Genomic DNA, 22,518 nt, shown 5'->3' with positions numbered 1-22,518 from the left:
CCGTCATGGCGAGCCCCGAAGGGGCTCGCCATGACGGAGTCGAAAGGACAGAGAGGCGAAAATCCGGAGCCGTCGCATCACACCCCCAGCGAAGTGCCCGGCAGGGCCGGCGCCGCCAGGTCGGCCGGGAAGGTCACAGTGAAGACGGCGCCGCTTCGGTCGCCGCGGTTGCCGGCGGTGATCCGACCGCCCAGGGTCTCGACGAAGCCGCGGCAGATGGCGAGGCCGAGCCCGGTGCCGGCCTGGGCGCTGTCGCCGTGATGGATGCGGTGGAACTTGTCGAAGATCGCCTCCAGCTTGTCCTCCGGAATGCCCTCCCCCTCGTCCAGCACCCGAATCACCAGCCCGTCCTCCTCCCGCGCCGAGACGGTGATGGCCGTGCCGGGCGGCGCGTATTTGGCGGCGTTGTCGATCAGATTGACCAGCACCTGCTCCAAGAGGATCGGGTCGAGCAGGTAAAGCGGCAGGCCGGGCGCGATGTCGAGCACGAGGCGATGGCGGGCGACCAGGGCCGCGCAGCGCTCGGCCGCGGCGCCGACCAGCTCCGCCACATCCGTCGCCTCCAGCTTCGGCCGCAGCACACCGGATTCGAGGCGGGTCATGTCGAGCAGGTTGCCGACGAAGCGGTTCAGCCGCTCGGCCTCGTCCTCCGCCGTCTCCATCAGCTCGACCCTTGCCTTCGGCTCCAGTGCCGCGTCGTAGCGGCGCAGGCTGGAGACGGCACCGATGATCCCGGCCAAGGGCGTGCGCAGATCGTGGCTGATCGAGGTCAGGAGGGCGGCGCGCAGCCGCTCCGTCTCCGCCACCACTCGCGCCTCGTCGACATCCTTGGCGAGATGCACCCGCTCGATCGCCACCGCCGCCTGATCCATCAGCGACTCCAGGAGGCGCTGGTCGTCGGGGCTGAGCAGCGGCCCCGGCTGGTCGCGGTCGATGCCGATCACGCCGATCTGGGCCGAGGTGGTGCGCCAGGGCAGGAACAGCCATTTGCCGCCGGGCAGCGTGTCGGCCCCCCGCCCTGCCGGCCGGTTGCTGGCCCAGCTCCACTGCGCCGCCGCCCGATCCGCCTCCTCGATCCGGTCCTCGGGCGGATAGCCTGCCACCACCTGTAGCGAGCCCTCCTGCGGCATCAGGATGACCACGCGCAACTTCAGCATCGCCGCGATCTGGTAGGCGGCGGCCCAGAGCAGGTCGTCGGCCGAGGCGATCGCCGCCAGCTTGCGGCTGAATCCGAACAGCTCGGCCGTCGCCTTGGCCCGCGCCGCGGCGCTGCGGGCCTGCAGCCGGGCCCGGCTCTGCAGGTTCGAGGTGACGACCGCGACCACCAGGAAGAACACCAGCGAGGTGACGTTCGACGGGTCGGCGATGACCAGGCTGTAGAGCGGCGGCAGGAAGAAAAAGTTGACCGCGAACACGCTGAGGATGGAAGCGAAGATCGACGGCCCCAGCCCGTAGCGCGCGGCGCTGAACAGCACCGGGATCAGGAAGACGAGGGCGATGCTGTTGGCGGTGGCGACGAAGGCGACCAGATGGGCGGCCGCGGTCGTCGCCGCCACGCCGATCGCGGCGACCAGATAGGGCCGCAGGTCGAGGCCGGACTCGGCCGGGCGGGTCTGGATCCGCTCCTGGCCGGGCTCCGCCTCCTCCCCCGCCATGACATGGACCGAGATCGTCCCTGCTCTTCGCACCAGGTCGTGCACCACCGAGCCGTGCAGCATCTCGAACCAGCGCGAGCGGCTGGACTTGCCGATGACGATCTGGGTGATGTTGTTGCGCCGGGCATAGGTCAGGATCTCGGCGACGATGTCGTTGGCCGGGATGGTGACCGTCTCGCCGCCCAGCTTCTCGGCCAGCAGCAGGGCGCGGGCAATGCGGTCGCGCTCGGCCTCGCTCAGCCGGTGGTGGCGTGAGCTCTCGATATAGACGGCGCTCCAGCGGGCGCCGAGCCGGTCGGCCACGCGGCGGGCGTAGCGGACCAGCGCCTCGCAATTCGGCGCGTCGCTGACGCAGACCATGATGCGGTCGCCGGCGGCCCAAGGGCCGGTGATAGCGTGGGCCCGCATATAGCCCAGCATCTGGTCGTCCACCCGTTGGGCGGTGCGGCGCAGCGCCAGTTCGCGCAGCGCCGTCAGGTTGCCGGGCTTGAAGAAATGCTCCACCGCCCGCCTGGCCTGATCGCGGATATAGACCTTGCCTTCGGCCAGCCGCTTCTGCAGATCCTCCGGCGTCAGGTCGATCAACTCGATCTCGTCGGCGCCGTCGATCCAGGAATCCGGCACCGTCTCGCGCACCCGGATGCGAGTGATCTGGGCGACGACGTCGTTCAGGCTCTCGACATGCTGGATGTTCAGCGTGGTCCAGACATCGATCCCGGCCGCCAGGATCTCCTCGACATCCTGGTAACGCTTGTCGTGGCGGCTGCCGGGCGCGTTGGTGTGCGCCAGTTCGTCGACCAGCACCAGGGCCGGACGGCGCGCCAGGATGGCGTCGAGATCCATCTCCTGCAGCAGCCGGCCGCGATGCTCGACCCGGCGGCGGGGGATGATCTCGAAGCCGTCGACCAGGGCCTGGGTCTCGGCCCTGCCATGGGTCTCGACCACGCCGATGACGACGTCGCCCCCGTCGCGCCGCCGCGCGGTGCCCTGGGACAGCATCTCGTAGGTCTTGCCGACGCCGGGCGCCGCCCCGAGGAAGATCTTGAGGCGGCCGCGGGTTTTCGCGACCGCCTCGAGCAGAGCTTCCGGCGAGGGACGATGATCGTCGTCGGACCGATCGATCGATACCATGCGGGGAGGAGACTACGGGGCCTTCAGCCCGTCCAGCATCATATTGAGCCTCAGGACGTTCACCCGCGGCTCGCCGATCAGGCCGAAGAGGCGGCCGGAAGTCGCGTCCTGCACCGCCTGGCGCACCCACTCCGGCGGCAGGCCGCGGGCGGCGGCGACGCGCGTCACCTGCAGCTCGGCATTGGCCGGGCTGATGTCCGGGTCGAGGCCCGAGGCCGAGGTGGTGACCATGTCGGCCGGCGGGTTCTCGATGCCCTGCGCCGCCAGCGCGTCGACATCGGCCTTCACCCGGTCGGCGAGCGCTCGGGCGGTGGGGCCGAGATTCGAGCCGGCCGAGCTGGCGGCGTTGTAGGGCGCCGGGGCCGTCGCCGACGGCCGGCCGTGAAAGTACGTGTCGCCGGTGAACTCCTGGCCGATCAGCGTCGAGCCGATGACGGTGCCGTCAGCGCGCTTCACCAGGCTGCCATCGGCCTGGTCGGGGAACAGCCCCTGGGCAATGCCGGTCATGGCGAAGGGATAGGCGAGGCCGGTGAGGATCGTCAGCACGACGACCATCACCAGGGCGGGTCGGATCTGGTTCAGCATGGTTGCCTCACGCCAGGCCGAGGGCGGTGACGATCAGGTCGATCGCCTTGATCCCGACGAAGGGGATGACGAGGCCGCCCAGGCCGTAGATCAGAAGGTTGCGCCGCAAGAGCGCGGCCGCGCTCAGCGCCCGGTAGCGGACGCCGCGCAGCGCCAGCGGGATCAGGGCGATGATGATCAGCGCGTTGAAGATGATCGCCGACAGGATCGCGCTCTGCGGCGAATGCAGGCCCATGACGTTGAGCACGCCGAGCTGCGGGTAGAAGGCCAGGAACATCGCCGGGATGATGGCGAAATACTTGGCCACGTCGTTGGCGATCGAGAAGGTGGTCAGGGCGCCGCGAGTGATCAGCAGCTGCTTGCCGATGCCTACCACCTCGATCAGCTTGGTCGGGTCGCTGTCGAGGTCGACCATGTTGCCGGCCTCGCGCGCCGCCTGGGTGCCGGTCTGCATCGCCACGCCGACATCGGCCTGGGCCAGCGCCGGCGCATCGTTGGTGCCGTCGCCGCACATCGCGACCAGCCGGCCCTTGGCCTGCTCCTCGCGGATCAGCGCCAGCTTGTTTTCAGGCGTCGCCTGGGCCAGGAAATCGTCGACCCCGGCCTCGGCCGCGATCGCCGCCGCGGTCAGCGGGTTGTCGCCGGTGATCATGATGGTGCGGATGCCCATCCGCCGCAGCTCGGCGAAGCGCTCGCGGATGCCGCCCTTGACCACGTCCTTCAGGTGGATGACGCCGAGCGGCCTACCGTCCCTGGCCACCGCCAGCGGCGTGCCGCCGGACTTGGCGATGCGCTCGGTGATCTGCTCGAGTTCCTTCGGCATCGCCAGGCGCGGATTGCCGGCGGCCTCGCGGACATGGGCGACAACGGCGTCGACCGCGCCCTTGCGGATCACCGAGCCCTCGATGTCGACGCCGCTCATCCGCGACTGCGCGGCGAAGGGCACGAAATGGGCATGCATGCGGCCGACCTCGCGGCCGCGCAGCCCGTATTTCTCCTTCGCCAGCACCACGATCGACCGGCCTTCCGGCGTCTCGTCGCTGAGCGAGGAGAGCTGGGCGGCATCCGCCAGCTCGGCCTCGGTGACGCCGGGCAGCGGCACGAATTCGGTGGCCAGGCGGTTGCCGAGGGTGATGGTGCCGGTCTTGTCCAGCAGCAGCGTGTCGACGTCGCCCGCGGCCTCGACCGCGCGGCCGGACATGGCCAGCACGTTGAAGCGCACGAGGCGGTCCATCCCGGCGATGCCGATGGCCGAGAGCAGCGCGCCGATCGTGGTCGGGATCAGCGTCACGAACAGCGCCACCAGCACCACCACCGGGATCGCGCCGCCGGCATAGGCGGCGAAGCTGGGGATGGTGACCGTGGCGAAGACGAAGATGATCGTCAGCCCGGCCAGGAGGATGTTCAGCGCGATCTCGTTCGGCGTCTTCTGGCGCTGGGCGCCTTCGACCAGCCCGATCATGCGGTCGAGGAAGGTCGACCCCGGGGCCGCGGTGATGCGCACCTTGACCCAGTCCGACAGCACCCTCGTGCCGCCGGTGACGGCCGACCGGTCGCCGCCCGACTCGCGGATCACCGGGGCGGATTCGCCGGTGATCGCACTTTCGTCGACCGAGGCGATGCCCTCCACCACCTCGCCGTCGGAGGGGATCAGGTCGCCGGCCTCGACCAGCACGATGTCGCCCTGGCGCAGCGACAGCGCCGGCACCGGCTCCCACGCCTCGCCGGCCGGGTCGGCCAGGCGCTTGGCCGTGGTCTCGGTGCGGGTCCGGCGCAGGGTCTCGGCCTGGGCCTTGCCGCGCCCCTCGGCCACGGCTTCCGCGAAATTGGCGAACAGCACGGTGAACCAGAGCCAGAGCACGATCTGGACGGTGAAGCCGACGCCGGAGGCGCCGGCGGCGATGTCGCGCAGCAGCAGCACGGTGGTGAGGGCCGCGACGACCTCGACCACGAACATCACCGGGTTGCGCCACATCACGCGCGGGTCGAGCTTGCGCACCGCGTCGATCGCGGCCGGGCCCAGGATCTTGGCGTCGAACAGCGACGCCGACATATGGGAGGGTTTCATGACCGAGGGATCCGATCAGAACAGGGTGCCGGCGGCGCCGGCCAGGTGTTCGGCCACCGGGCCCAGCGCCAGGGCCGGGAAGAAGGTCAGGCCGCCCATGATCAGCACCACGCCGATCAGGAGCCCGATGAAGAGCGGCCCGGTGGTCGGGAAGGTGCCGGAGGACGCCGGCAGGCTGCGCTTGGCGGCGAGCGACCCGGCGACGGCCAGCATCGGCACGATCATCAGGAAGCGGCCGATCAGCATCGCGAGGCCGAGGGTGACGGTGTAGAACAGCGAGGTCGCTGTCAGCCCGCCGAAGGCCGAGCCGTTGTTGGCCGTGCCCGAGGTGTAGGCGTACAGCACCTCGGAGAAGCCATGCGGGCCGGCGTTGAGGATGCCGGCGAGGCCGGGCTGGATCGACACCGCCAGCGCGGTGAAGCCCAGCATCGAGGCCGGCAGGATGAGAAGCGCCAGCATCGTCATCTTCACCTCCTTCGCCTCGATCTTCTTGCCGACATATTCCGGCGTGCGGCCGACCATCAGCCCGGCGACGAAGATCGCCTCGATGACGAAGAGCAGCATGCCGTAGAGGCCGGCGCCGACGCCGCCGATCACCACCTCGCCCAGCATCATGTTGACCAGCGGCACCATGCCGCCGAGCGCGGTGAAGCTGTCATGCATGGCGATGACGGCGCCGCAGGAGGCGGCGGTGGTGACCACGGCGAACAGGGCCGACAGCGCTTCGCCAAAACGGACCTCCTTGCCCTCCATGTTGCCGAGCGCGGGATCGACGCCGAGCGAGGCCAGGAGGTGGCCGCCGCCCGCCTCCTGCCAATAGGCGACGAAGACGCCGGCGAGGAACAGCACGCCCATGGCGGCGAAGATCGCCCAACCCTGGCGCTCATTGCCGACCATGCGGCCGAAGGTGTTGGTGAGGCCGGCGCCGATGGCGAAGATCAGCACCATCTGCACCAGGTTCGACAGCGCCGTCGGGTTCTCGTAGGGATGGGCCGAGTTGGCGTTGAAGAAGCCGCCGCCATTGGTGCCCAGCATCTTGATCGCCAGCTGCGAGGCCACCGGCCCCTGGGCGATCGTCTGATGCGCGCCCTCCAGCGTCGTGGCGTCGACATAGCCGCTCAGGTTCTGCGGCACGCCCTGCCAGACGAAGAAGACCGTAGCGACGACGCAGATCGGCAGCAGCACGTAGAGCACGCAGCGGGTCAGATCGACCCAGAAATTGCCGATGGTCTGGGCCGAGCGCCGGGCGAAACCACGCACCAGGGCGATGGCGAGCGCGATGCCGACCGCGGCCGAGGCGAAGTTCTGCACCGTCAGCCCGGCCATCTGCACCAGATAGCCCATGGTGCTCTCGCCGCCATAGGACTGCCAGTTGGTGTTGGTGGTGAAGCTGACCGCGGTGTTGAAGGCGAGCCCCGGCTCGACCCCCGCCATGCCTTGCGGGTTGAAGGGCAGCACGGCCTGCAGGCGCTGCAGCGCGTACAGCGCGACCACGCTGGCCAGGCTGAAGATCAGCATGCCGAAGGCATAGCCGGTCCAGTGCTGCTCGCGCTCCTCGCGCACGCCGGCGGCGGCGTAGAAGACGCGCTCGACCGGGCGAAGGATCGGGGACAGGAAGGTGCGTTCGCCGGCGAAGACGCGGGCCATGTAGCCGCCGAGCGGGCGCGTGATCAGGATGACGATCGCGCAGAACAGCGCGATCTGGATCCAGCCGTTGAGGGTCATGGCCGCCTCAGAACTTTTCGGGACGGACCAGGGCGTAGACGAGGTAGCCGAGCAGCAGCACGGATACGACGCCGCCGAGGATGAGGTCGAAGGTCATCGCCGCCTCACAGCCGGTCGCAAAGCAGCACGTAGCCCAGGGCCACGGCGAAGAACGCCGCGGCTAGGGCGAGCATCAGGACGTCGAGCACGAAGTCTCCTTTCCGCAGGCGATGCCGCGGATCCGTGTGATCGGCGCGGATCACACACCCGGAGCGCATAAAAATTCGATCGGGATTTCCGTTGTGCTGGCCGCCTGTTTCCGGTGCGCAGGCCGTCAGGCGAGGGTGAGATAGATCTCGGCCTCGATCACCCAATCCGCGCCGGTCTTCCGCCACTTGGCGGTGTAGGTGCCGGATGCGAGAGGCAGGCCGCCGGCGGCGGTGACGCCCCGCCAGCGGCCGTGCTCCAGGGCAATGGGCTCGACGGGCGAGACCAGGATGGTGTCGGGGGACCGGGTGTAGATCGTGCGTAGGGACGCGGCGAATTCGCGCTCCCATGCCGCGAGCTGGGCCTTGCGGCCGGAGATGACGGCGCTGTCCGTGCCCGTGACGAGAATGGCGCCCTGGGCCAGAAGCGGGCCGATGGCCTTGATGTCCGCCCCGGCCAGAGCCCGATTGAAGGCCTCGCGTCGCAGGCGGATGGCGTGATCGGCAGCTTGGGTCATCTTGCGGTGTCCGGCAGAAAGATCGATTGCGGGGATATTGCCTCCGCGCGCGATGGGGGTCGACGCCCTACCTTCGACGGTGCTCTGCGCGAGTTGGCCGGCGACGCGGCACGGGGATGATCGGTGCTTCGGCGCGCTGATCTTGGTCGATCCCCCGGGGCTGGCCGTGATGTCCCTGGCCGGGTTGGGCCGCTTTCGAACCGAAGCCGCCGCTCCAGTTAGCCCGTCAAATGGGCGTAACCTTGTGGATACCAGATGCCTCGACGCATCCAGTTTCCCATGTTCGGTGCGACGTGATTTTGGTCGAGAGATCGCATGTCCGTGATCGGCGCTATGCGAGTGATCTTGTAAATGGCTGGCAACACGAGCCGAACCACCGACTCAGCATCCTCCGCTGAATACGCTGTAACGCCGAAGCCCGAACCCATCGGTTGGTCAGTGTCGATCCAATAAGGCTTCATCATGGAGATGATAGTCGCCCGCGCCGGGCTCGAATACAACCGGTGGAGTCTGCCCCTTCCAGCCAGATGACACAGGATTTCCGCCGGTCAGCGCCCCGTCAACGGCCGCGCCACCCAGACCAGCCCGCGCCAGGGGACCCCATCATAGACCGCGGTGAAGTCGCGCGACGGGTCCCGCTGCAGGCGCAGCCGTGCCATCACCGCCTGCGACCGGAGGTTGTCGGGCGCGGTGTAGGCCAGGACCTCGCCGAGGCCGAGCCGCCCGAAGCCGTCCGCCAGGGCCGCCGCGGCGGCCTCGGTGGCGTAGCCATGGCCCCAGGCGCTCCGCCGCAGCCGCCAGCCGATCTCGACGCTCGGGCCGAGCGGATGGTCCGGCCCCAACGGCATGATCCCGGTATAGCCGAGGAACTCGTCCGACAGGGTCTCCACCGCCCAGCGGCAGAAGCCGTGCCGGTCGAAGGCCGCGCGATAGCGGTCGAGCTTGACGTCGCTCGCCGCCCGGTCCAGCGGCCCGCCGAGGTCGCGCATGACCTCGGGGTCGGCGGCCAGGGCGGCGAAGGCGTCCCGGTCGCCCTCCCGCCAGGGCCGGAGCCTGAGGCGCGCCGTGACGAGGATCATCGCCGCTCCGGATCGAACTCCAGCCCGTCGCCGACCTCGTCGAGGCCGAGCAGCGGACCGCGCGGCAGGGTCTCCCAGCGCGTCTTCTCCTCGTCGCTCTCGATGTTGCCCTCGGTCCGCTTCACCCGCCGCGTCAGGTAGTTGATGCTGAGGCCGTTCGTCTCGCCGCTGCCGCGATGGGTGCTCGTGCGGTCGTAGCCGATCAGCTCGAAGCGGCCGTTCTGCCAGCGGAAGGTCTGGGTCGTATTCCACGTCGTCCAGGAGCCGGCGCTGACGAAGACGCCGAGGGTGATGCGCAGCGTGCCGCGGGCGATCTGCAGGCCGCCCGCGGCGGTGCCGTCGAACGGATCCTCCAGCACGGGATCGGTCCGGCGCGGGATCAGGGTGTGATTCTCCAGCGCAAGGTCGTAGGCGGCGCCCCCCTTCCGGGCGAAGGCGACGGCGAGGATGCGGGGATTGGTGTCCAGCGGGTCTTCGCCGAACCCATCCGGATTGGGCACCACGTTCTTCGGATCCGTCGCGTGCAGGACGAAGGCGAGATCCTCCGCGCCATCGCCGTTCAGGTCGCCCCTGGCCTGCGCCTCCAAGCGCCAGCCCGCCGGTGCGAAGCCTTCGGCCGAGGCGGCCTGGCGGGGCAGCGGCGGGTAGGTGACGGTGGGGATGTCCGGCGCCTGCGCGGCGGCGCAGGACAGGCCGGCGAGAAGGGCGGCGATGACAGACGGCAGTATCTTCACGGCGAATCGGCCTCCGGAAACAATGCGTTCCAGAGACACCGCGCTTCGGGCTTTATGATGGCAGCGCCGGGCCCCGCAGCCGCGCCAGCGCCATCATCGCGCCACCGGCCACGAGACCCCAGAAGGCGGCACCGATGCCGAAGGGCGCCAGGCCGGAGACGGTGGTCACGAAGGTGACCACGGCCGGCAGCCGCTCCTCCTCCCGCGCCAGCGCCGTCGACAGGGCGCCGCCCAGGCTGCCCAGCAGCGCCAGCCCGGCCACCGCCTGGATCAGGAGCGGCGGCGAGGCGGCGATGAAGGCGGCGGCGAAGCCGGCGAACAGGCCGATCACGACATAGGCGGCGCCGGCCACCACCGCCGCCGGCCAGCGCCGTGCCGGGTCGGGATGCGCTTCGGCCGAGGCGCAAAGGGCCGCGGTGATCGCCGACAGGTTGACCGCGTGGCCGCCGAACAGCGCGGTCAGGGCGCTGGTCAGGCCGGTGGCGACGAAGACCGGCCCGACCGGCGGCCGGTAGCCGTTGGCGTTCAGCACCGCCAGGCCGGGCACGTTCTGCGACGCCATGGTGACGATGAACAGCGGCACGGCGATGCCGATCACCGCCTCGGCGGAGAAAGCGGGGGCGACGAAGACCGGTGCCGCCCAGGCATGGGCGAAGGCGTCCGCCGGCACGGCGGTGGTCAGCGCGATCAGCGCCACCGCCGCCGCCACCGCGGCGGGCACGGCGTAGAGCCGGGCGAAGCGCCAGGCCAGCGCCCAGACCAGGATCACCGGCAGGGCCAGCATCGGCATGGCGCCCACGGCCCGGGCCGGGGCCAGGCAGAGATCGAGCAGCACCCCGGCCAGCATGGCGCTGGCGAGAGGCGTCGGGATCGCGGTGACGAGGCGGCCGAAGGGCCGCCACAGCCCGGCCGCGACCACCAGCACCGCCGCCACCAGGAAGGCGCCGGCCGCGACCGGAAAGCCGCCCGCCGGCACGCCGGTGGCGATCAGCAGCGCCGCGCCGGGGGTCGACCAGGCGATGCTGATCGGCTGCTTCGACCGCCAGGACAGCGCGATCGCCAGCAGCCCCTGGCCAATGCAGACGGCGAGCAGCCCGGAGGCCGCCTGGGCCGGGCTGGCGCCGGCCGCGGCCAGGCCCTGCAGCACGATGGTGAAGGCGCTGGCGAAGCCGACGATGGCGGCCAGGAGGCCGGCCGAGACCGGCTGCAGGGCCGAGCCGCCGCGCGGCGCCGCGGGCGCGTCGTCGAAGGTGGAGGAGGTGTCGGTCCGCATCGCCGGGTCTCCGCGGTCTGGCCGGAGACGGCGGCCACCCGGCGGCTGCCCAAGCTAACGGCAGTCGCCCGGGTCCGAAACAGGCCAATTGTTCGGATACAACTTCCGGCCGCGGGCCCCGCGATCCGTGCTTGCGCGGAAGCGCAGCCGGGAGGATCGTAGAAGTCGAAGATCATACGGGGGGTATGGATCATGCGGTATCCGGTGTTGGCAATCCTTCCGATGGTCCTGGCCGGCCTGGCCGTGGCCGCGTGCTCGATGGACGAGGTCAGGGATACTTTCAGCCTGTCGGTCCACAACCCGACGCCGGCGGCGGAGGCCCGGACTCAGCCGGCCCACGAGCCCGGCGACGATCCCTACAACCGGACCGTCCCGCTGCCCTGACGGGCTCACTCCATCCTCCGGCGGAACATCCACGCGGCGGCGCTGAGCGTCACCAGCGCGATCAGCGCCAGCGGCACGGTGTTCTGCAGCATCTCCTCGACCGGCAGCCCCTTCAGGAACACGCCGCGGACGATGACGATGAAGTAGCGCAGCGGGTTGACATAGGTCGCCGGCTGCAGCCACTCCGGCATGTTCTCGATCGGCGTGGCGAAGCCGGACATCAGCGTCGCCGGGATCATGAACAGGAACGACCCGAGGATCGCCTGCTGCTGCGTCGCCGAGAGCGAGGAGATGAACAGCCCGACCCCGATCAGGGCCAGGAGGTAGAAGAACACCCCGGCATAGAACATCCCCAGCGACCCGCGCAGCGGCAGGCCGAACCAGACCAGCGCGACCAGCAGATAGAAGCTGCAATGGACGAAGCCGATCAGGAGCGACGGGACGGTCTTGCCCAGCAGGATCTCATGCACCCGCAGCGGCGAGACCAGCAGCTGGTCGAAGGTGCCGAGCTCGCGCTCCCGCGCGATCGTCAGGCCGGTGACGATCAGCCCGATCAGCACCGCGATCACCGCGATCAGGTTCGGCACCATGAACCATTGCGTGTCCAGCGCCGGGTTGAACCAGAAGCGCGGCACCGCGGTGTCCGGCCGGTTCGCGACGCCACTCGGGCTGGCGGCATCGGCCGCCATGCCGCTGACGATCTGCGACAGGTAGTTGCCGGCGAGCTGCGAGGCGTTGGAGCGGCGGCCGTCCAGGATGATCTGCAGATCGGCCGGCCGCCCGGCGGCGATGTCGCGGGAGAAGCTGGGCCCGATCTGCACCGCGGCCAGCACGCGCTGCCGGTCGACCGCCTCGCGCAGCGCCGCCGGCGTCTCGACCGGCACGATCGTCCGGAAGGTCGGCGTGCCTTCGATCCGCCGCACCAGCTCCTGGCTCCAGGCGCCACGGTCGCGGTCGAGCAGCGCGATGTCGACGTTCTTCACCTCCATCGTCGCGGCATAGGCGAAGACGAAGAGCTGCAGGATCGGCGGCACGATCAGGATCATCCGGCTGCGCGGGTCACGCAGCACCGCCAGCAGCTCCTTGATGATGAGAGCTCTCAGGCGGCGCAGCATTGCACACCACCCCGCGCCACACACGAAATCGTCATGGCGAGCCCCGAAGGGGCGTGGCCATCCATCGGCACCGGCCCCTGGATGGCCACGGCGCTGCGCGCCTCGCCATGACGGTCTCGAAGGGCGGACAAGCCTGTTCTTCCCTCGTCCGACATCACGCCAGCCTCTTCCGGGTCAGCCGCGCCGCCAGCGCGAACAGCACCGCGCCCTCGAACAGCAGCACCGCCATGTTGCGCAGATAGAGCGGCCAGATGTCGCCGGCCAGGAACACGGTCTGCAGCGCCGGCACGTAGTAGCGCGCCGGCAGGATGTAGGTGATCAGCTGGATCGGCCGCGGCATCGAGTTGATCTCGAACAGGAAGCCCGACAGCAGGAAGGCCGGCAGGAACCCCGCCACCAGCGCCAGCTGCGACGCCAGGAACTGGTTCTTCGTCGCCGAGGAGATGATCAGCCCCAGCCCCAGCGCCGGGCACAGGAAGGCGGCGGTGATCAGGTACAGCGCCCCGACCGAGCCGCGGAACGGCACCCCGAACAGGAAGACGGCCACGAGCGCGCAGAGGGTCAGCGAGGCCAGGCCGAGCAGGAAATAGGGCAGGATCTTGCCGGCCAGGAGCTCCGCCGCCGTCACCGGCGTCGCCATCATCGCCTCCATCGTGCCACGCTCCCACTCCCGCGCCACCACCAGCGCGGTCAGGAGGGTGCCGATCATGGTCATGACGATGGCGATGGCGCCGGGCACCAGGGTGTTGCGGCTGACCAGCTCCTGGTTGAACCAGACGCGCTGCTCGACATCGATCGCCGGCGTTCCGTCGGCGCCGGTCCCGGCGGCCCGCTGCGCCCGCCAGGCCGACAGCGTGCCCTGGGCATAGGCCATGACGAAGTTCGCGGTGTTCGGGTCGGTGCCGTCGACCAGGATCTGGATCTGCGGCGCCCCGCCCGGCCGCGCCGCCTCGGCGGCGAAGCGGTCCGGGATCACGACGATACCCTTGACCCGGTTGGTCACCAGATCCTCGGCGAATTGCCGCCGGTCGGTGCCGATCCGGGCGTCGAAATAGCGCGAGGCCTGGAAGCTGGCGGCGAGGTCGCGCGCCACCGGCCCCGGGCTCTCGACCGCCACGCCGATCCGGGTGTGGTCGGCATCGAGCGACAGGGCATAGCCGAACAGGAACAGCAGCAGCACCGGCAGCACCACCGCGATCAGCAGGCTGGACGGGTCACGCAGGATCTGCCGCCCCTCCTTCCCCAGCAGCGCCCCGAAGCGCCGCAGCCGGTCGCGACGGGAGGAGACGGCGCCGGCGTCGTGGACGGCGGCGGTCATGGACGGCCTCGTGACGCAATCCCTTCACTTTGCCTCTCCCGCGTGGCGGGAGAGGTCGGACGTCCGCCAGGACGTCCGGGTGAGGGCTGGCACAGGCCTCGACAAAGGGCCCTCACCCGGAGCCGCTTCGCGTCTCCGACCTCTCCCGCAAGCGGGAGAGGCAACGCAATGAAGGTCGACCGTTCCATCACGCCGCCTCCTGCTGCACGTCCGAGGCCTCGACCAGGGCGATGAAGGCATCCTCCATGGTCGGGTCGGGACGGTCCGGGCCGGCGACCCTCGCCTTCAGCTCGTCCGGCGAGCCGAGGGCGATCGAGCGGCCGCGATAGATCAGCGAGATCCGGTCGCAGTACTCCGCCTCCTCCATGAAATGGGTGGTGACGAGCACGGTCACGCCGCGCTCGACCAGGCCGTTGATGTGGGTCCAGAACTCGCGCCGGCTGATCGGGTCGACGCCGGAGGTCGGCTCGTCCAGGAACAGCACCTCGGGCTCGTGCATCACGGCGCAGGCCAGCGCCAGGCGCTGCTTGAATCCGAGCGGCAGGATGCCGGCCGAGCGCGGCAGCAGGTCGCCGAGCGCGAAGATCTCGACCATCAGCCCGATCTGGCGCCGCGCCCGGCGCCGGTCGAGCCCGTAGACCCCGGCGAAGAAATCGAGGTTCTGGGCGACGCTGAGATCGCCGTAGAGCGAGAATTTCTGGGCCATGTAGCCCAGCCGGTTGCGCGCCTCGGCGGTGTCGCGGCGCAGGTCGAAGCCGGCCACCCGCCCCTCCCCCGCCGTCGGCTTCAACAGGCCGCACAGCATCTTGAAGGTGGTCGACTTGCCGGCGCCGTTGGGGCCGAGCAGGCCGAAGATCTCGCCGCGCGGGATGTCGAAGCTGATGTCGGCGGCGGCGGTGAAGTCGCCGAAGCGCTTGGTCAGGCCGCGCGCCTCGATCACCGGGCCCTCGCGCGGCGGCAGCGCCTCGCGCGCCTCGGCCAGCTTCGACCGGCCGCCTGGCCCGCCGCCCAGGATGTCGATGAAGGAATCCTCGAAGCGCGGCGCCGCCGGATCGATCCTGGCGGCCGGGCCGGCACCGTCCGGCGGGGACGGCGCTCCCGCCTCCTTCGTCACCAGCCGGATCGCGGTGCCCTGGATCACGCCGTCGATCACGCCGGGCCGGTCCAGCGCTGCCGCGAGAACCTGCCGGCGGCGGCCTGCGATCCCGGTCAGCCGGAACACGCGGCCCTCGACCCGCCCGGTCAGCCCGTCGGGTTCGCCTTCATAGAGCAGCCTGCCCTCGTTCAGCAGCAGCACCCGATCGCAGCGCTCGGCCTCGTCGAGATAGGCGGTCGACCAGACCACGCCGATGCCCTCGCGCGTCAGGTCCTGCACCATGGCCCACAGCTCGCGCCGCGAGATCGGGTCGACGCCGACTCCCGGCTCGTCCAGCAGCAGCAGGCGCGGCTTGCGCAGCAGAGCGCAGCCGAGGCCGAGCTTCTGCTTCATGCCGCCGGACAGCTTGCCGGCCAGGCGGCCGGTGAAGCGCTTCAGGTCGGTGAAGCCCAGGATCTCGTCGAACACCGCCGGCCGCTCGCCTTTCGGCAGGCCCCGGAGATCGGCATAGAGATCGAGGTTCTCCTGCACCGTCAGGTCCTCGTACAGGCCGAAGCGCTGCGGCATGTAGCCGATCCCGGCCTGGATCGCCGCCGGCTCGGCCCGGCTGTCGTGGCCGAGCACGATCGATGCCCCCTCCTCCGGCCACATCAGCGCGGTCATCAGCCGGATCAGCGTGGTCTTGCCCGCCCCGTCCGGCCCGACGAGGCCGGTGATCCGGCCGCCGCCGATCGCCGCAGTGACCGCGTCGAGCGCCGGCCTGCCCGGCCCGAACCGCTTGGTCACGCCCTCGATCCGGACCAGGTCCTTCGTCGGCTCTGAGTTGGGGCTCGGCTTGTTCATCGGCGCGACCGTTTCCCCCTCACCCTCCCGCCGCCTTCGGCGTCGGGCCCCTCCCTCTCCCCAAGGAGAGGGATTTGATGCGCAGCCCCTTCACCTCTCCTTGGGGAGAGGTCGAAATCGCATCAGCGATTTCGGGTGAGGGGGCGGCTCCGGCCCGTCCTCCTGGCTCGACAACCGCGTCGGGAGCAGCAGCCATCTCACCCCTCCTTCGGCACGCGCACCGTCACCGGCATGCCCTGGCGCAGCCCCTCGTCGGCGTCGTCGACGATGATGCGCAGGCGGTAGACCAGGTCGGTGCGTAGCTCCGGCGTCTGCACCGTCTTCGGCGTGAACTCCGAGACCGGCGAGACGAAGCCGACGCGGCCGCGATAGGGCCGGTCCGGCCGGGTGTCGGTGACCACCTCGACCATCAGCCCCGGATGGACCCGGCCGAGATCGGGTTCGGCGACATAGGCGCGGATCCAGACCGGCCTGGTCAGCGACAGCACATAGGCGACGCTGCTCTCCGACATGATCGCGCCCGGCTCCGCCACCCGCGACAGGATGATGCCGTCGGCCGGCGCCTCCAGCGTGGCGTCGGCCAGCGAGGTCTCGGCGGAGGCGAGCTCGGCCTGGGCGGCGGCCAGGGCGGCGCGGCCGGCGGCGATGTCCTCGACCCGGTTGCCCTCCAGCAGCAGCTCCAGGGCCTGCCGCGACAACTCGAGCCGGGCCTGGGCCATGTCGCGGTCGGCCTGGGCTTGGTCCAGCGCCGATTGCGGCGCGTTGCCCCTCTGGCGCAGCTCCTGCGTGCGATCGAAGGCCAGCCTGGCATTGGCGAGATCGGCCTCGCGCTCCGCCACCGTGGCGCGGGCCTGGGCGATCTCGGCGGCGCGCGGGCCGGCGATCAGCTTGTCGAGATCCGCCTGGCGCGCCGCGACATTGGCCCGGGCCGCCGCGACGCTGTCCTGGAACGGCCGGTCGTCCAGCCGCGCCAGCACCGCGCCGGCGGTCACCGCCTCGCCCTCCTCCAGCTTCATCTCGACCAGCCGGCCGGAGACGCGGAAGCCCAGCTCCGCCTGGCGGATGTCGACATTGCCGTAGAGCGTCAGCGTGCCGTCCTGCGTCTTGCCCCAGCCCAGCCGGCCGGGCAGGTCGAACCACCAGCCGGCGGCGACGGCGGCCGCGAGCAGGAGGAGGACGGCGATGCGGATAAGGGTTTTCACGACCGTTTCTCCGCCGCGATGCCGCGCAGATAGATGTCGAGGTGCCGGTCGATGAAGACGCCGAGATCGAAGCTCTCGTCCTCGCGCACGAAGGTGCTGCCCCAGATCACCGCCATCAGCAGCGGCGCGATCAGCAGCCTGCCCGCATCTGCCGGATCGACCGGCCGGATCTCGCCGGCGGCAATGCCGCGTTCGATCAGCCCGACGACGGTGCCCAGCATCCGGTCGATCACCGTCGCCCGCCAGAACTGCGCCAGCTCGGGAAACTGCGGGGCTTCGGCGATGATCAGGCGGGGGAACTGCCGCAGCGGCGACCCGGCCACGGTGCGCATGATGGCGCGCAGCAGCCGGGCCAGGATCTCCGGCACCGGCATCCCCGGCTGCGCCGTCTCGCCGATCAGCCGTTCGACATTGGGCAGCACCGCCTGGCGCACCAGCGCCTCGAACACCGCCTGCTTGCTGGGGAAGTAGAGATAGACCGTGCCCTTGCTGACCCCGGCGCGGGCGGCGATGTCCTCCATCCGCGTGGCGGCGAAGCCGCGCTCCACGAACAGGGCGAAGGCGGCCTCCAGCAGTTCCGCCGGCCGCGCCTCCTTGCGCCGCTTCCTCGCCGCCTGCGCCATGACCGGTCCGCTCGCCCTCGTTAATGACTGACTGGTCAGTTATTATCTGAGCAGGTATTGGGAGTCAAGCGAGGCGGCCGCATGGGTAAACACAATGTGCAGTTGTGCTAACTTGCGTTTTTGTTCATGATATGTTCCATGAACAAGGCGCAGACCGATCAGGGCATGGAGCCGGCGGCCGCTTCCGCGGAGGAGCGGGCGGCGCGGCATCTGCGCCTGCTGGCCCGGGCGGCCGAGATCCAGATGGAGGTGATGGAGGCGACGCGCATCGAGGCGGTGGAGGCGCCGCAGTCCGGCGTCGACTATTGTCAGCGCATCGCCGTCATCACCCGGTCGCTGCGGCTGACCCTGCTGCTGGAGGACAGGTTCTCCCGCCCGCCCGAGGAGCATCCGCAGAAGGTCGCGGCCCGATCGGTCGAGACGGCCGACAAGCTATCGTCCGAGCTGCGGGTGAGGCTGGCCATGGGCGCTGCAGCCTATGACGGCGCCGAGACCGAGGACGAAGAGGCAGAGGCCAGCCGGCTCTTCGGCGAGATCGGCGAACGGCTGGAGCGGCCGGAGCTGGCGGAGCTGGTCGAGACCTGCCCGCCGCCGGTGGCCGTGGCCCGGCTGTGCCGGACCTTCGGGCTGCCGGAGGAGACGGGGCGCTGGCTCGCGGCCGCGGATGCGGCGCTGGCGGAGCTGGGCTTCGCGCCGCCGGACGACGCGGCCGCCGCCCCGGTCCAGGCCGAGGCCGTGGACCAGGGCAGGATCCGGCGCCGGCTGCGAGTCATCATGGCGCTGGGCGCCGCGATCCGGGCCGGGACCGAGGACGAGGCGGAATGCGACCGCCGCGTCTTCGAGATGGCCGGGCAGATGGACCTGCCGGAGCTGGTGGAGATCGCCGACAGCTGCCCGGCGGTGGACGCCGTGGCCCGGCTGTGCCCGCGGTTCGGCCTGCCGCCGGAGGAGGCGGAGCGCTGGGTCGCGGAGTCGGACCAATTCCTGGCGACGATGGACCTGCCGCCGGTGGACGACCCGCCCGAGCCGCCGGACACGGGGTGACGTAGCCTTCCACCCTCCCTCCCTTGCCCGACCGGAGTCACATCGTCTCGTTGGCTCTTTTCTCGTCCCCCCTCGCCTTGCGGGAGGGGGGCAGGGGGAGGGGCCTGCGCGCGTCCGCGCGCCTGCGGGAGGAAACGGCCCCGGCCCGCGCCTACTGCCCGATCTCGTCCAGCTCCGGCGGCAGGGCGCCGGACTCGATGACCCATTTCGTGCCCTCGAGGCGGGCCACCGCCTGCTCGCTGCGCTTCCGGCCCTTATTGGCGACGGCGAAGCTCAGCGTCATGCGGCCGGCAACGGGCTTGTCGAGCGCATAGCTCCCCTTGGCCTCGACGATCTCCGCCTGCTGCTCCACCGCCCCGCCGTTGCTGGCGCCGATACGCAGCGGCTCGGCTGCGGCGATCCGGTCGCGGTCGAGCAGGTACAGGTTGATGTCGGTGAAGGAGAAGCCCTGATAGACCGCCAGGCTCTGGATCACGAAGCCGTCGCGGCCTCCGAACCTGACGGCCGTCAGCTCTCCGGGATTGCCGTAGGTCCCAACATCGGCGAAGTCCGGAATGGCGGTGACGAGGCCGGGTCCGTCGAGGGCCGGGCGTGAGGGATCGGGCCGCAGGATATAGGCCGAAAGCCGCGCGGCCTCGCCATGCCCCATGCCGCCGACGCGGCCCCGGGCCATGACCAGCAGGTCGAAACCGTCATAGGCCAGCGCCTGGACCGGCCACTGGCATTCCACCCCCTCATCGGTGTCCTTGGCGATGGTGTAGGACGAATTCAGCGCCGCCTCGACCAGGACGGCGAGCGGCATGTCGTCGTCCAGCATCCGGTCGACCTCCGGGCACAGGACCGTCTTGGTCTCCGCCAGCGCCGGCGACAGGCTGCCGGCCGCGACCATGCCGGCCGCCAGGGCACTCATCAGGAATCTCATTTGCGGATGTCCCCCGTTCCTTCCGCCCTATCTCAAGCCGGAGATCGCGGCGGCAAAGAGGCGATTCGCGATCGGCTTCTGGGCGGCGGGCGGGGTCTATACCCGCATGCGCATGGGCGCCGCCACCTGGTCCCGCCCCTCCTCCACCGCATGGCAGGCGACCAGGGCGTCGCCGGCGGCGAGCGGCCGCGGCACCTCGCGCCGGCAGCGGTCACTCGCCAGCGGGCAGCGCGGATGGAACGGGCAGCCCGGCGGCGGGTCGATCGGGCTCGGGATCTCGCCCTCCACCATCTTGCGCGGCCGGCCGGTCATCTCCAGGTCCGGCAGGGCGTCCAGCAGCATGCGGGTGTAGGGGTGCCGCGGCGCCCGGAACAGCGACCGGGCCGGCGCCAGCTCGACCATCCGGCCGAGATAGACCACGCCGATCCGGCTGGCCATGTGCCGGACCACGGCCAGATTGTGGCTGATGAACAGATAGGTCAGGCCGAACTGATCCTGCAGGTCGCGCATCAGGTTCAGGATCTGGGCCTGGACCGAGACGTCGAGCGCCGAGGTCGGCTCGTCGCAGACGATGAATTCCGGCTCCGACGCCAAGGCCCGGGCGATGCAGATACGCTGGCGCTGGCCGCCGGAGAATTCGTGCGGGAACTTGCGCCCGTCGCGCGGGTCGAGCCCGACCCGCCGCAGCAGCTCCGCCACCTTCTCTGCCGTCTCGACCGGGGACGAGGCCAGGCCGAAGGCGCGGATCGGTTCCGCCACGATGCGGTCGACCCGCCAGCGCGGGTTCAGGCTGGCATAGGGGTCCTGGAAGATCATTTGGATCCGCCGCCGCAGCTTCTGCAGCTGCGGCTTCTTGGTCGGGTCCGACAGGTCGATGCCGTCGATCAGCACCGCGCCGTCGCTGGGCGGCAGCAGCCCCACCGCCATGCGGGCGATGGTCGATTTGCCGGAGCCGGATTCGCCGACCAGGGCCAGGGTCTCGCCGCGGGCGATGCTGAAGCTGACATCCTGCACCGCCTTCAGCGTCAGTCGCGGCGAACGGTCCAGCAGCCGCGCCAGCCAGGGCTTGGACAGGTCGAACCGCCGGCTCAAGCCCACCGCCTCGACCAGAGCCTTCGTCGTCATGCGCGCGCTCCCTCGGCCAGCCAGCAGGCCGCCGCCCCCTGCCCGGCCGACATCAGGTCCGGCCGGTCCTGCCGGCAGCGGTCGAAGCAGACGGCGCAGCGCGGATGGAAGGCGCAGCCGGCCGGGATCGCGTCCAGCCGCGGCATGGCGCCCGGGATCTGCTGCAGCCGCTCCGCGTCGGTCGCGACCGTCGGGATCGAGCCCATCAGCCCGCGGGTGTAGGGGTGGTGCGGCTGCTTGACCACGGTGCGCACCGGGCCGATCTCGGCGATCCGGCCGGCATACATCACCGCCACCCGGTCGGCGGTCTCGGCGATCACGCCCATGTCGTGGGTGATCAGCATCACCGCCGTGCCGCGCTCCCGGCACAGCCGCTTCAGCACCGCGATCACCTGGGCCTGGACCGAGACGTCGAGCGCCGTGGTCGGCTCGTCCGCGATCACCAGCTCCGGCTCCGCCGCCAGAGCCAGGGCGATGACCACGCGCTGGCGCATGCCGCCGGAGAACTCGTGCGGGTAGCTGTCGATCCGCTCCGCCGCCGCCGGGATGCCGACCTCCTCCAGCAGCGCCACAGCGCGGCGCCGCGCGGCGTCGCGGCCGAGCGGCAAGTGGGTGCTGATGGTCTCGGTCAGCTGCCGGCCGACGGTGTAGAGCGGGTTCAGGCTGGTCAACGGGTCCTGGAAGATCATGCCGATCCGCCGGCCGCGGATCCGCCGCATCGCCTCGGGCCTGAGATTGTCGATGCGCTCGCCCTTCAGGCGGATCTCGCCGCCGGCGATGCGGCCGGGCGGGTCGATCAGCCCGATCACGGCAGTGCCGGTGATCGACTTGCCGGCGCCGGATTCGCCGACCACGCCCAGCACCTCGCCGGGCGCGATGTCGAAGGAGACGCCGTCGATCGCGGTCAGAAGGCCGCGCCGGGTGCGGAACTGGACCTTGAGGTCGCGGACGCTGAGGGTCGGCGTCGTTTCAATACTTGGCATGGCCCTCACCGCAGCTTCGGGTTGAGGGCGTCGCGCAGCCAGTCGCCCAGCAGGTTGACCGACAGCGCCAGCACCGCCAGCGCCGCGCCGGGGAAGATCGTGATCCACCACTCGCCGGAGAACAGGAAGCGGTTGCCGATGTTGATCAGCGTGCCGAGCGAGGGCGAGGTCGACGGCACCCCGACGCCGAGGAAGGACAGCGTCGCCTCGGTGATGATCGCCAGCGCCAGGTTGATGGTGGCGATCACCAGCACCGGGCCCGTCACGTTGGGCAGCACGTGGCGGAACATGATGGTCCAGTCGGACAGGCCGATCAGCCGCGCCGCCTGGACGTATTCCTTGCGGGACTCGACCAGGGTGGAGCCGCGCACGGTGCGGGCGTACTGCACCCAGTAGGACAGGCCGATGGCGACGACGATGACCCCGATCTGCACGTCGGTGCCGCCGCCCTTGCCGACGAGCGCGAGGGCGATGCCGTTGATCAGCAGCGCGATCAGGATCGCCGGGAAGGTCAGCTGCACGTCGGCGACGCGCATGATCACGGCGCCCAGCCAGCCGCCGTGATAGCCGGCGATGAGGCCGAGGGTGACGCCGATCAGCATGGCGAGAGCCACCCCGGCGAAGCCGACCATGAGCGAGATCCGGGTGCCGTAGAGGATGGCCGAGAACAGGTCGCGGCCCTGGTCGTCGGTGCCGAGCGGGAATTGCGGGTCGCCCTGCGCCTCGAAGGCCGGCGGGATCAGCGAGTTCATCAGGTCGAGGCTGGCCGGGTCGAACGGATCCTGCGGCGCGATCAGCGGAGCCAGCACCGCCCCCGCGGCCATCAGCAGCGTGATCAGCAGGGCGAGGATGGCGAGCGGGGAGCGGCTGAAGCGCCAGGCGAGGTCGCTGTCGAGGAGGCGCCGCATCG

The 22,518-nt window shown here is 70.5% G+C and carries 21 protein-coding genes; 2 read left to right on the top strand and 19 right to left on the bottom strand.

Features of this window, described 5'->3' with window-relative positions; genetic code table 11:
* Positions 1-77: 77 nt before the first annotated feature.
* The 10 genes from KXR53_RS00925 to KXR53_RS00880 form a co-directional block, all read right to left on the bottom strand.
* The gene (locus KXR53_RS00925; protein WP_437372486.1) at positions 78-2,786 is read right to left on the bottom strand and encodes an ATP-binding protein; all 2,709 of its coding nucleotides are present in this window, start codon (positions 2,784-2,786) and stop codon (positions 78-80) included.
* 12 nt (positions 2,787-2,798) lie between these two features.
* The gene (gene kdpC / locus KXR53_RS00920; protein ID WP_437372484.1) at positions 2,799-3,371 is read right to left on the bottom strand and encodes a potassium-transporting ATPase subunit KdpC; all 573 of its coding nucleotides are present in this window, start codon (positions 3,369-3,371) and stop codon (positions 2,799-2,801) included.
* Positions 3,372-3,378: 7 nt separating this feature from the next.
* The gene (kdpB, locus tag KXR53_RS00915; RefSeq protein ID WP_437372482.1) at positions 3,379-5,439 is read right to left on the bottom strand and encodes a potassium-transporting ATPase subunit KdpB; all 2,061 of its coding nucleotides are present in this window, start codon (positions 5,437-5,439) and stop codon (positions 3,379-3,381) included.
* A gap of 15 nt (positions 5,440-5,454) precedes the next feature.
* Positions 5,455-7,164 (bottom strand): potassium-transporting ATPase subunit KdpA, encoded by a 1,710-nt coding sequence (gene kdpA / locus KXR53_RS00910; RefSeq protein ID WP_437372480.1) that lies wholly within the window; start codon positions 7,162-7,164, stop codon positions 5,455-5,457.
* Positions 7,165-7,171: 7 nt separating this feature from the next.
* Positions 7,172-7,261, bottom strand: coding sequence for a K(+)-transporting ATPase subunit F (gene kdpF / locus KXR53_RS00905; RefSeq protein WP_081991425.1), 90 nt, complete (start codon positions 7,259-7,261; stop codon positions 7,172-7,174).
* A 7-nt stretch (positions 7,262-7,268) separates the two neighbouring features.
* Complete coding sequence (locus tag KXR53_RS00900; protein ID WP_437372477.1) at positions 7,269-7,421, bottom strand: hypothetical protein; 153 nt, start codon at positions 7,419-7,421, stop codon at positions 7,269-7,271.
* A gap of 56 nt (positions 7,422-7,477) precedes the next feature.
* On the bottom strand, positions 7,478-7,867 hold the full coding sequence (locus KXR53_RS00895) for a nuclear transport factor 2 family protein (protein WP_437372475.1): 390 nt from the start codon (positions 7,865-7,867) through the stop codon (positions 7,478-7,480).
* Between the two features lie 548 nt (positions 7,868-8,415).
* Positions 8,416-8,946: a GNAT family N-acetyltransferase gene (locus KXR53_RS00890; protein ID WP_437372473.1), complete on the bottom strand. Its 531-nt coding sequence runs from the start codon at positions 8,944-8,946 to the stop codon at positions 8,416-8,418.
* Positions 8,943-9,680, bottom strand: a complete 738-nt coding sequence (locus KXR53_RS00885) for a hypothetical protein (protein WP_437372471.1) — start codon at positions 9,678-9,680, stop codon at positions 8,943-8,945. Before KXR53_RS00885 ends, KXR53_RS00890 begins: the two co-directional genes overlap by 4 nt.
* Before the next feature lie 52 nt (positions 9,681-9,732).
* A complete protein-coding gene (locus KXR53_RS00880) occupies positions 9,733-10,953 on the bottom strand; it encodes a benzoate/H(+) symporter BenE family transporter (protein ID WP_437372469.1) in 1,221 nt (406 codons plus the stop codon).
* 204 nt (positions 10,954-11,157) lie between these two features.
* Between KXR53_RS00880 and KXR53_RS00875 the strand changes: the two genes are divergently transcribed.
* Positions 11,158-11,337: a hypothetical protein gene (locus KXR53_RS00875; protein WP_437372467.1), complete on the top strand. Its 180-nt coding sequence runs from the start codon at positions 11,158-11,160 to the stop codon at positions 11,335-11,337.
* Between the two features lie 5 nt (positions 11,338-11,342).
* Here KXR53_RS00875 and KXR53_RS00870 read toward each other — a convergent pair whose 3' ends face one another.
* The 5 genes from KXR53_RS00870 to KXR53_RS00850 form a co-directional block, all read right to left on the bottom strand.
* Positions 11,343-12,452, bottom strand: a complete 1,110-nt coding sequence (locus KXR53_RS00870; RefSeq protein ID WP_437372465.1) for an ABC transporter permease — start codon at positions 12,450-12,452, stop codon at positions 11,343-11,345.
* A gap of 154 nt (positions 12,453-12,606) precedes the next feature.
* Positions 12,607-13,770 (bottom strand): ABC transporter permease, encoded by a 1,164-nt coding sequence (locus KXR53_RS00865; protein ID WP_437372463.1) that lies wholly within the window; start codon positions 13,768-13,770, stop codon positions 12,607-12,609.
* Between the two features lie 187 nt (positions 13,771-13,957).
* Complete coding sequence (locus KXR53_RS00860; RefSeq protein WP_437372462.1) at positions 13,958-15,709, bottom strand: ATP-binding cassette domain-containing protein; 1,752 nt, start codon at positions 15,707-15,709, stop codon at positions 13,958-13,960.
* Between the two features lie 197 nt (positions 15,710-15,906).
* Entirely contained in the window at positions 15,907-16,911 is a 1,005-nt protein-coding gene (gene hlyD, locus KXR53_RS00855; protein ID WP_437372460.1) for a secretion protein HlyD, read from the bottom strand.
* Positions 16,908-17,534 carry a TetR/AcrR family transcriptional regulator gene (locus tag KXR53_RS00850; protein WP_437372458.1) on the bottom strand — a complete coding sequence of 209 codons (627 nt, stop codon included), beginning with the start codon at positions 17,532-17,534 and terminating at the stop codon, positions 16,908-16,910. Before KXR53_RS00850 ends, hlyD begins: the two co-directional genes overlap by 4 nt.
* 138 nt (positions 17,535-17,672) lie before the next feature.
* Between KXR53_RS00850 and KXR53_RS00845 the strand changes: the two genes are divergently transcribed.
* Positions 17,673-18,578, top strand: a complete 906-nt coding sequence (locus KXR53_RS00845) for a hypothetical protein (RefSeq protein ID WP_437372456.1) — start codon at positions 17,673-17,675, stop codon at positions 18,576-18,578.
* A 151-nt stretch (positions 18,579-18,729) separates the two neighbouring features.
* On the opposite strand, the gene KXR53_RS00840 is transcribed toward KXR53_RS00845, so the two are convergent.
* From KXR53_RS00840 to KXR53_RS00825, 4 genes are all read right to left on the bottom strand, one after another.
* Entirely contained in the window at positions 18,730-19,488 is a 759-nt protein-coding gene (locus KXR53_RS00840) for a hypothetical protein (protein ID WP_437372454.1), read from the bottom strand.
* A gap of 108 nt (positions 19,489-19,596) precedes the next feature.
* Positions 19,597-20,625, bottom strand: coding sequence for an ABC transporter ATP-binding protein (locus tag KXR53_RS00835; protein WP_437372452.1), 1,029 nt, complete (start codon positions 20,623-20,625; stop codon positions 19,597-19,599).
* Positions 20,622-21,608 carry an ABC transporter ATP-binding protein gene (locus KXR53_RS00830; protein ID WP_437372450.1) on the bottom strand — a complete coding sequence of 329 codons (987 nt, stop codon included), beginning with the start codon at positions 21,606-21,608 and terminating at the stop codon, positions 20,622-20,624. Before KXR53_RS00830 ends, KXR53_RS00835 begins: the two co-directional genes overlap by 4 nt.
* Positions 21,609-21,613: 5 nt before the next feature.
* On the bottom strand, positions 21,614-22,516 hold the full coding sequence (locus tag KXR53_RS00825) for an ABC transporter permease (protein ID WP_437372449.1): 903 nt from the start codon (positions 22,514-22,516) through the stop codon (positions 21,614-21,616).
* Positions 22,517-22,518 lie beyond the last annotated feature (2 nt).

Source organism: Inquilinus limosus (assembly GCF_051487185.1).
GTDB lineage: Bacteria > Pseudomonadota > Alphaproteobacteria > DSM-16000 > Inquilinaceae > Inquilinus > Inquilinus limosus_F.
This window is presented reverse-complemented; position numbering and strand designations above follow the sequence as displayed.

Excerpts from the sequence above, each read along its gene's own strand:
- KXR53_RS00925 (WP_437372486.1), bottom strand. The coding sequence starts at position 2,786 with ATGGTATCGATCGATCGGTCCGACGACGATCATCGTCCCTCGCCGGAA.
- kdpC (WP_437372484.1), bottom strand. The coding sequence starts at position 3,371 with ATGCTGAACCAGATCCGACCCGCCCTGGTGATGGTCGTCGTGCTGACG.
- kdpB (WP_437372482.1), bottom strand. The coding sequence starts at position 5,439 with ATGAAACCCTCCCATATGTCGGCGTCGCTGTTCGACGCCAAGATCCTG.
- kdpA (WP_437372480.1), bottom strand. The coding sequence starts at position 7,164 with ATGACCCTCAACGGCTGGATCCAGATCGCGCTGTTCTGCGCGATCGTC.
- kdpF (WP_081991425.1), bottom strand. The coding sequence starts at position 7,261 with ATGACCTTCGACCTCATCCTCGGCGGCGTCGTATCCGTGCTGCTGCTC.
- KXR53_RS00900 (WP_437372477.1), bottom strand. The coding sequence starts at position 7,421 with ATGCGCTCCGGGTGTGTGATCCGCGCCGATCACACGGATCCGCGGCAT.
- KXR53_RS00895 (WP_437372475.1), bottom strand. The coding sequence starts at position 7,867 with ATGACCCAAGCTGCCGATCACGCCATCCGCCTGCGACGCGAGGCCTTC.
- KXR53_RS00890 (WP_437372473.1), bottom strand. The coding sequence starts at position 8,946 with ATGATCCTCGTCACGGCGCGCCTCAGGCTCCGGCCCTGGCGGGAGGGC.
- KXR53_RS00880 (WP_437372469.1), bottom strand. The coding sequence starts at position 10,953 with ATGCGGACCGACACCTCCTCCACCTTCGACGACGCGCCCGCGGCGCCG.
- KXR53_RS00870 (WP_437372465.1), bottom strand. The coding sequence starts at position 12,452 with ATGCTGCGCCGCCTGAGAGCTCTCATCATCAAGGAGCTGCTGGCGGTG.
- KXR53_RS00865 (WP_437372463.1), bottom strand. The coding sequence starts at position 13,770 with ATGACCGCCGCCGTCCACGACGCCGGCGCCGTCTCCTCCCGTCGCGAC.
- KXR53_RS00860 (WP_437372462.1), bottom strand. The coding sequence starts at position 15,709 with ATGAACAAGCCGAGCCCCAACTCAGAGCCGACGAAGGACCTGGTCCGG.
- KXR53_RS00850 (WP_437372458.1), bottom strand. The coding sequence starts at position 17,534 with ATGGCGCAGGCGGCGAGGAAGCGGCGCAAGGAGGCGCGGCCGGCGGAA.
- KXR53_RS00845 (WP_437372456.1), top strand. The coding sequence starts at position 17,673 with ATGAACAAGGCGCAGACCGATCAGGGCATGGAGCCGGCGGCCGCTTCC.
- KXR53_RS00840 (WP_437372454.1), bottom strand. The coding sequence starts at position 19,488 with ATGAGTGCCCTGGCGGCCGGCATGGTCGCGGCCGGCAGCCTGTCGCCG.
- KXR53_RS00835 (WP_437372452.1), bottom strand. The coding sequence starts at position 20,625 with ATGACGACGAAGGCTCTGGTCGAGGCGGTGGGCTTGAGCCGGCGGTTC.
- KXR53_RS00830 (WP_437372450.1), bottom strand. The coding sequence starts at position 21,608 with ATGCCAAGTATTGAAACGACGCCGACCCTCAGCGTCCGCGACCTCAAG.
- KXR53_RS00825 (WP_437372449.1), bottom strand. The coding sequence starts at position 22,516 with ATGCGGCGCCTCCTCGACAGCGACCTCGCCTGGCGCTTCAGCCGCTCC.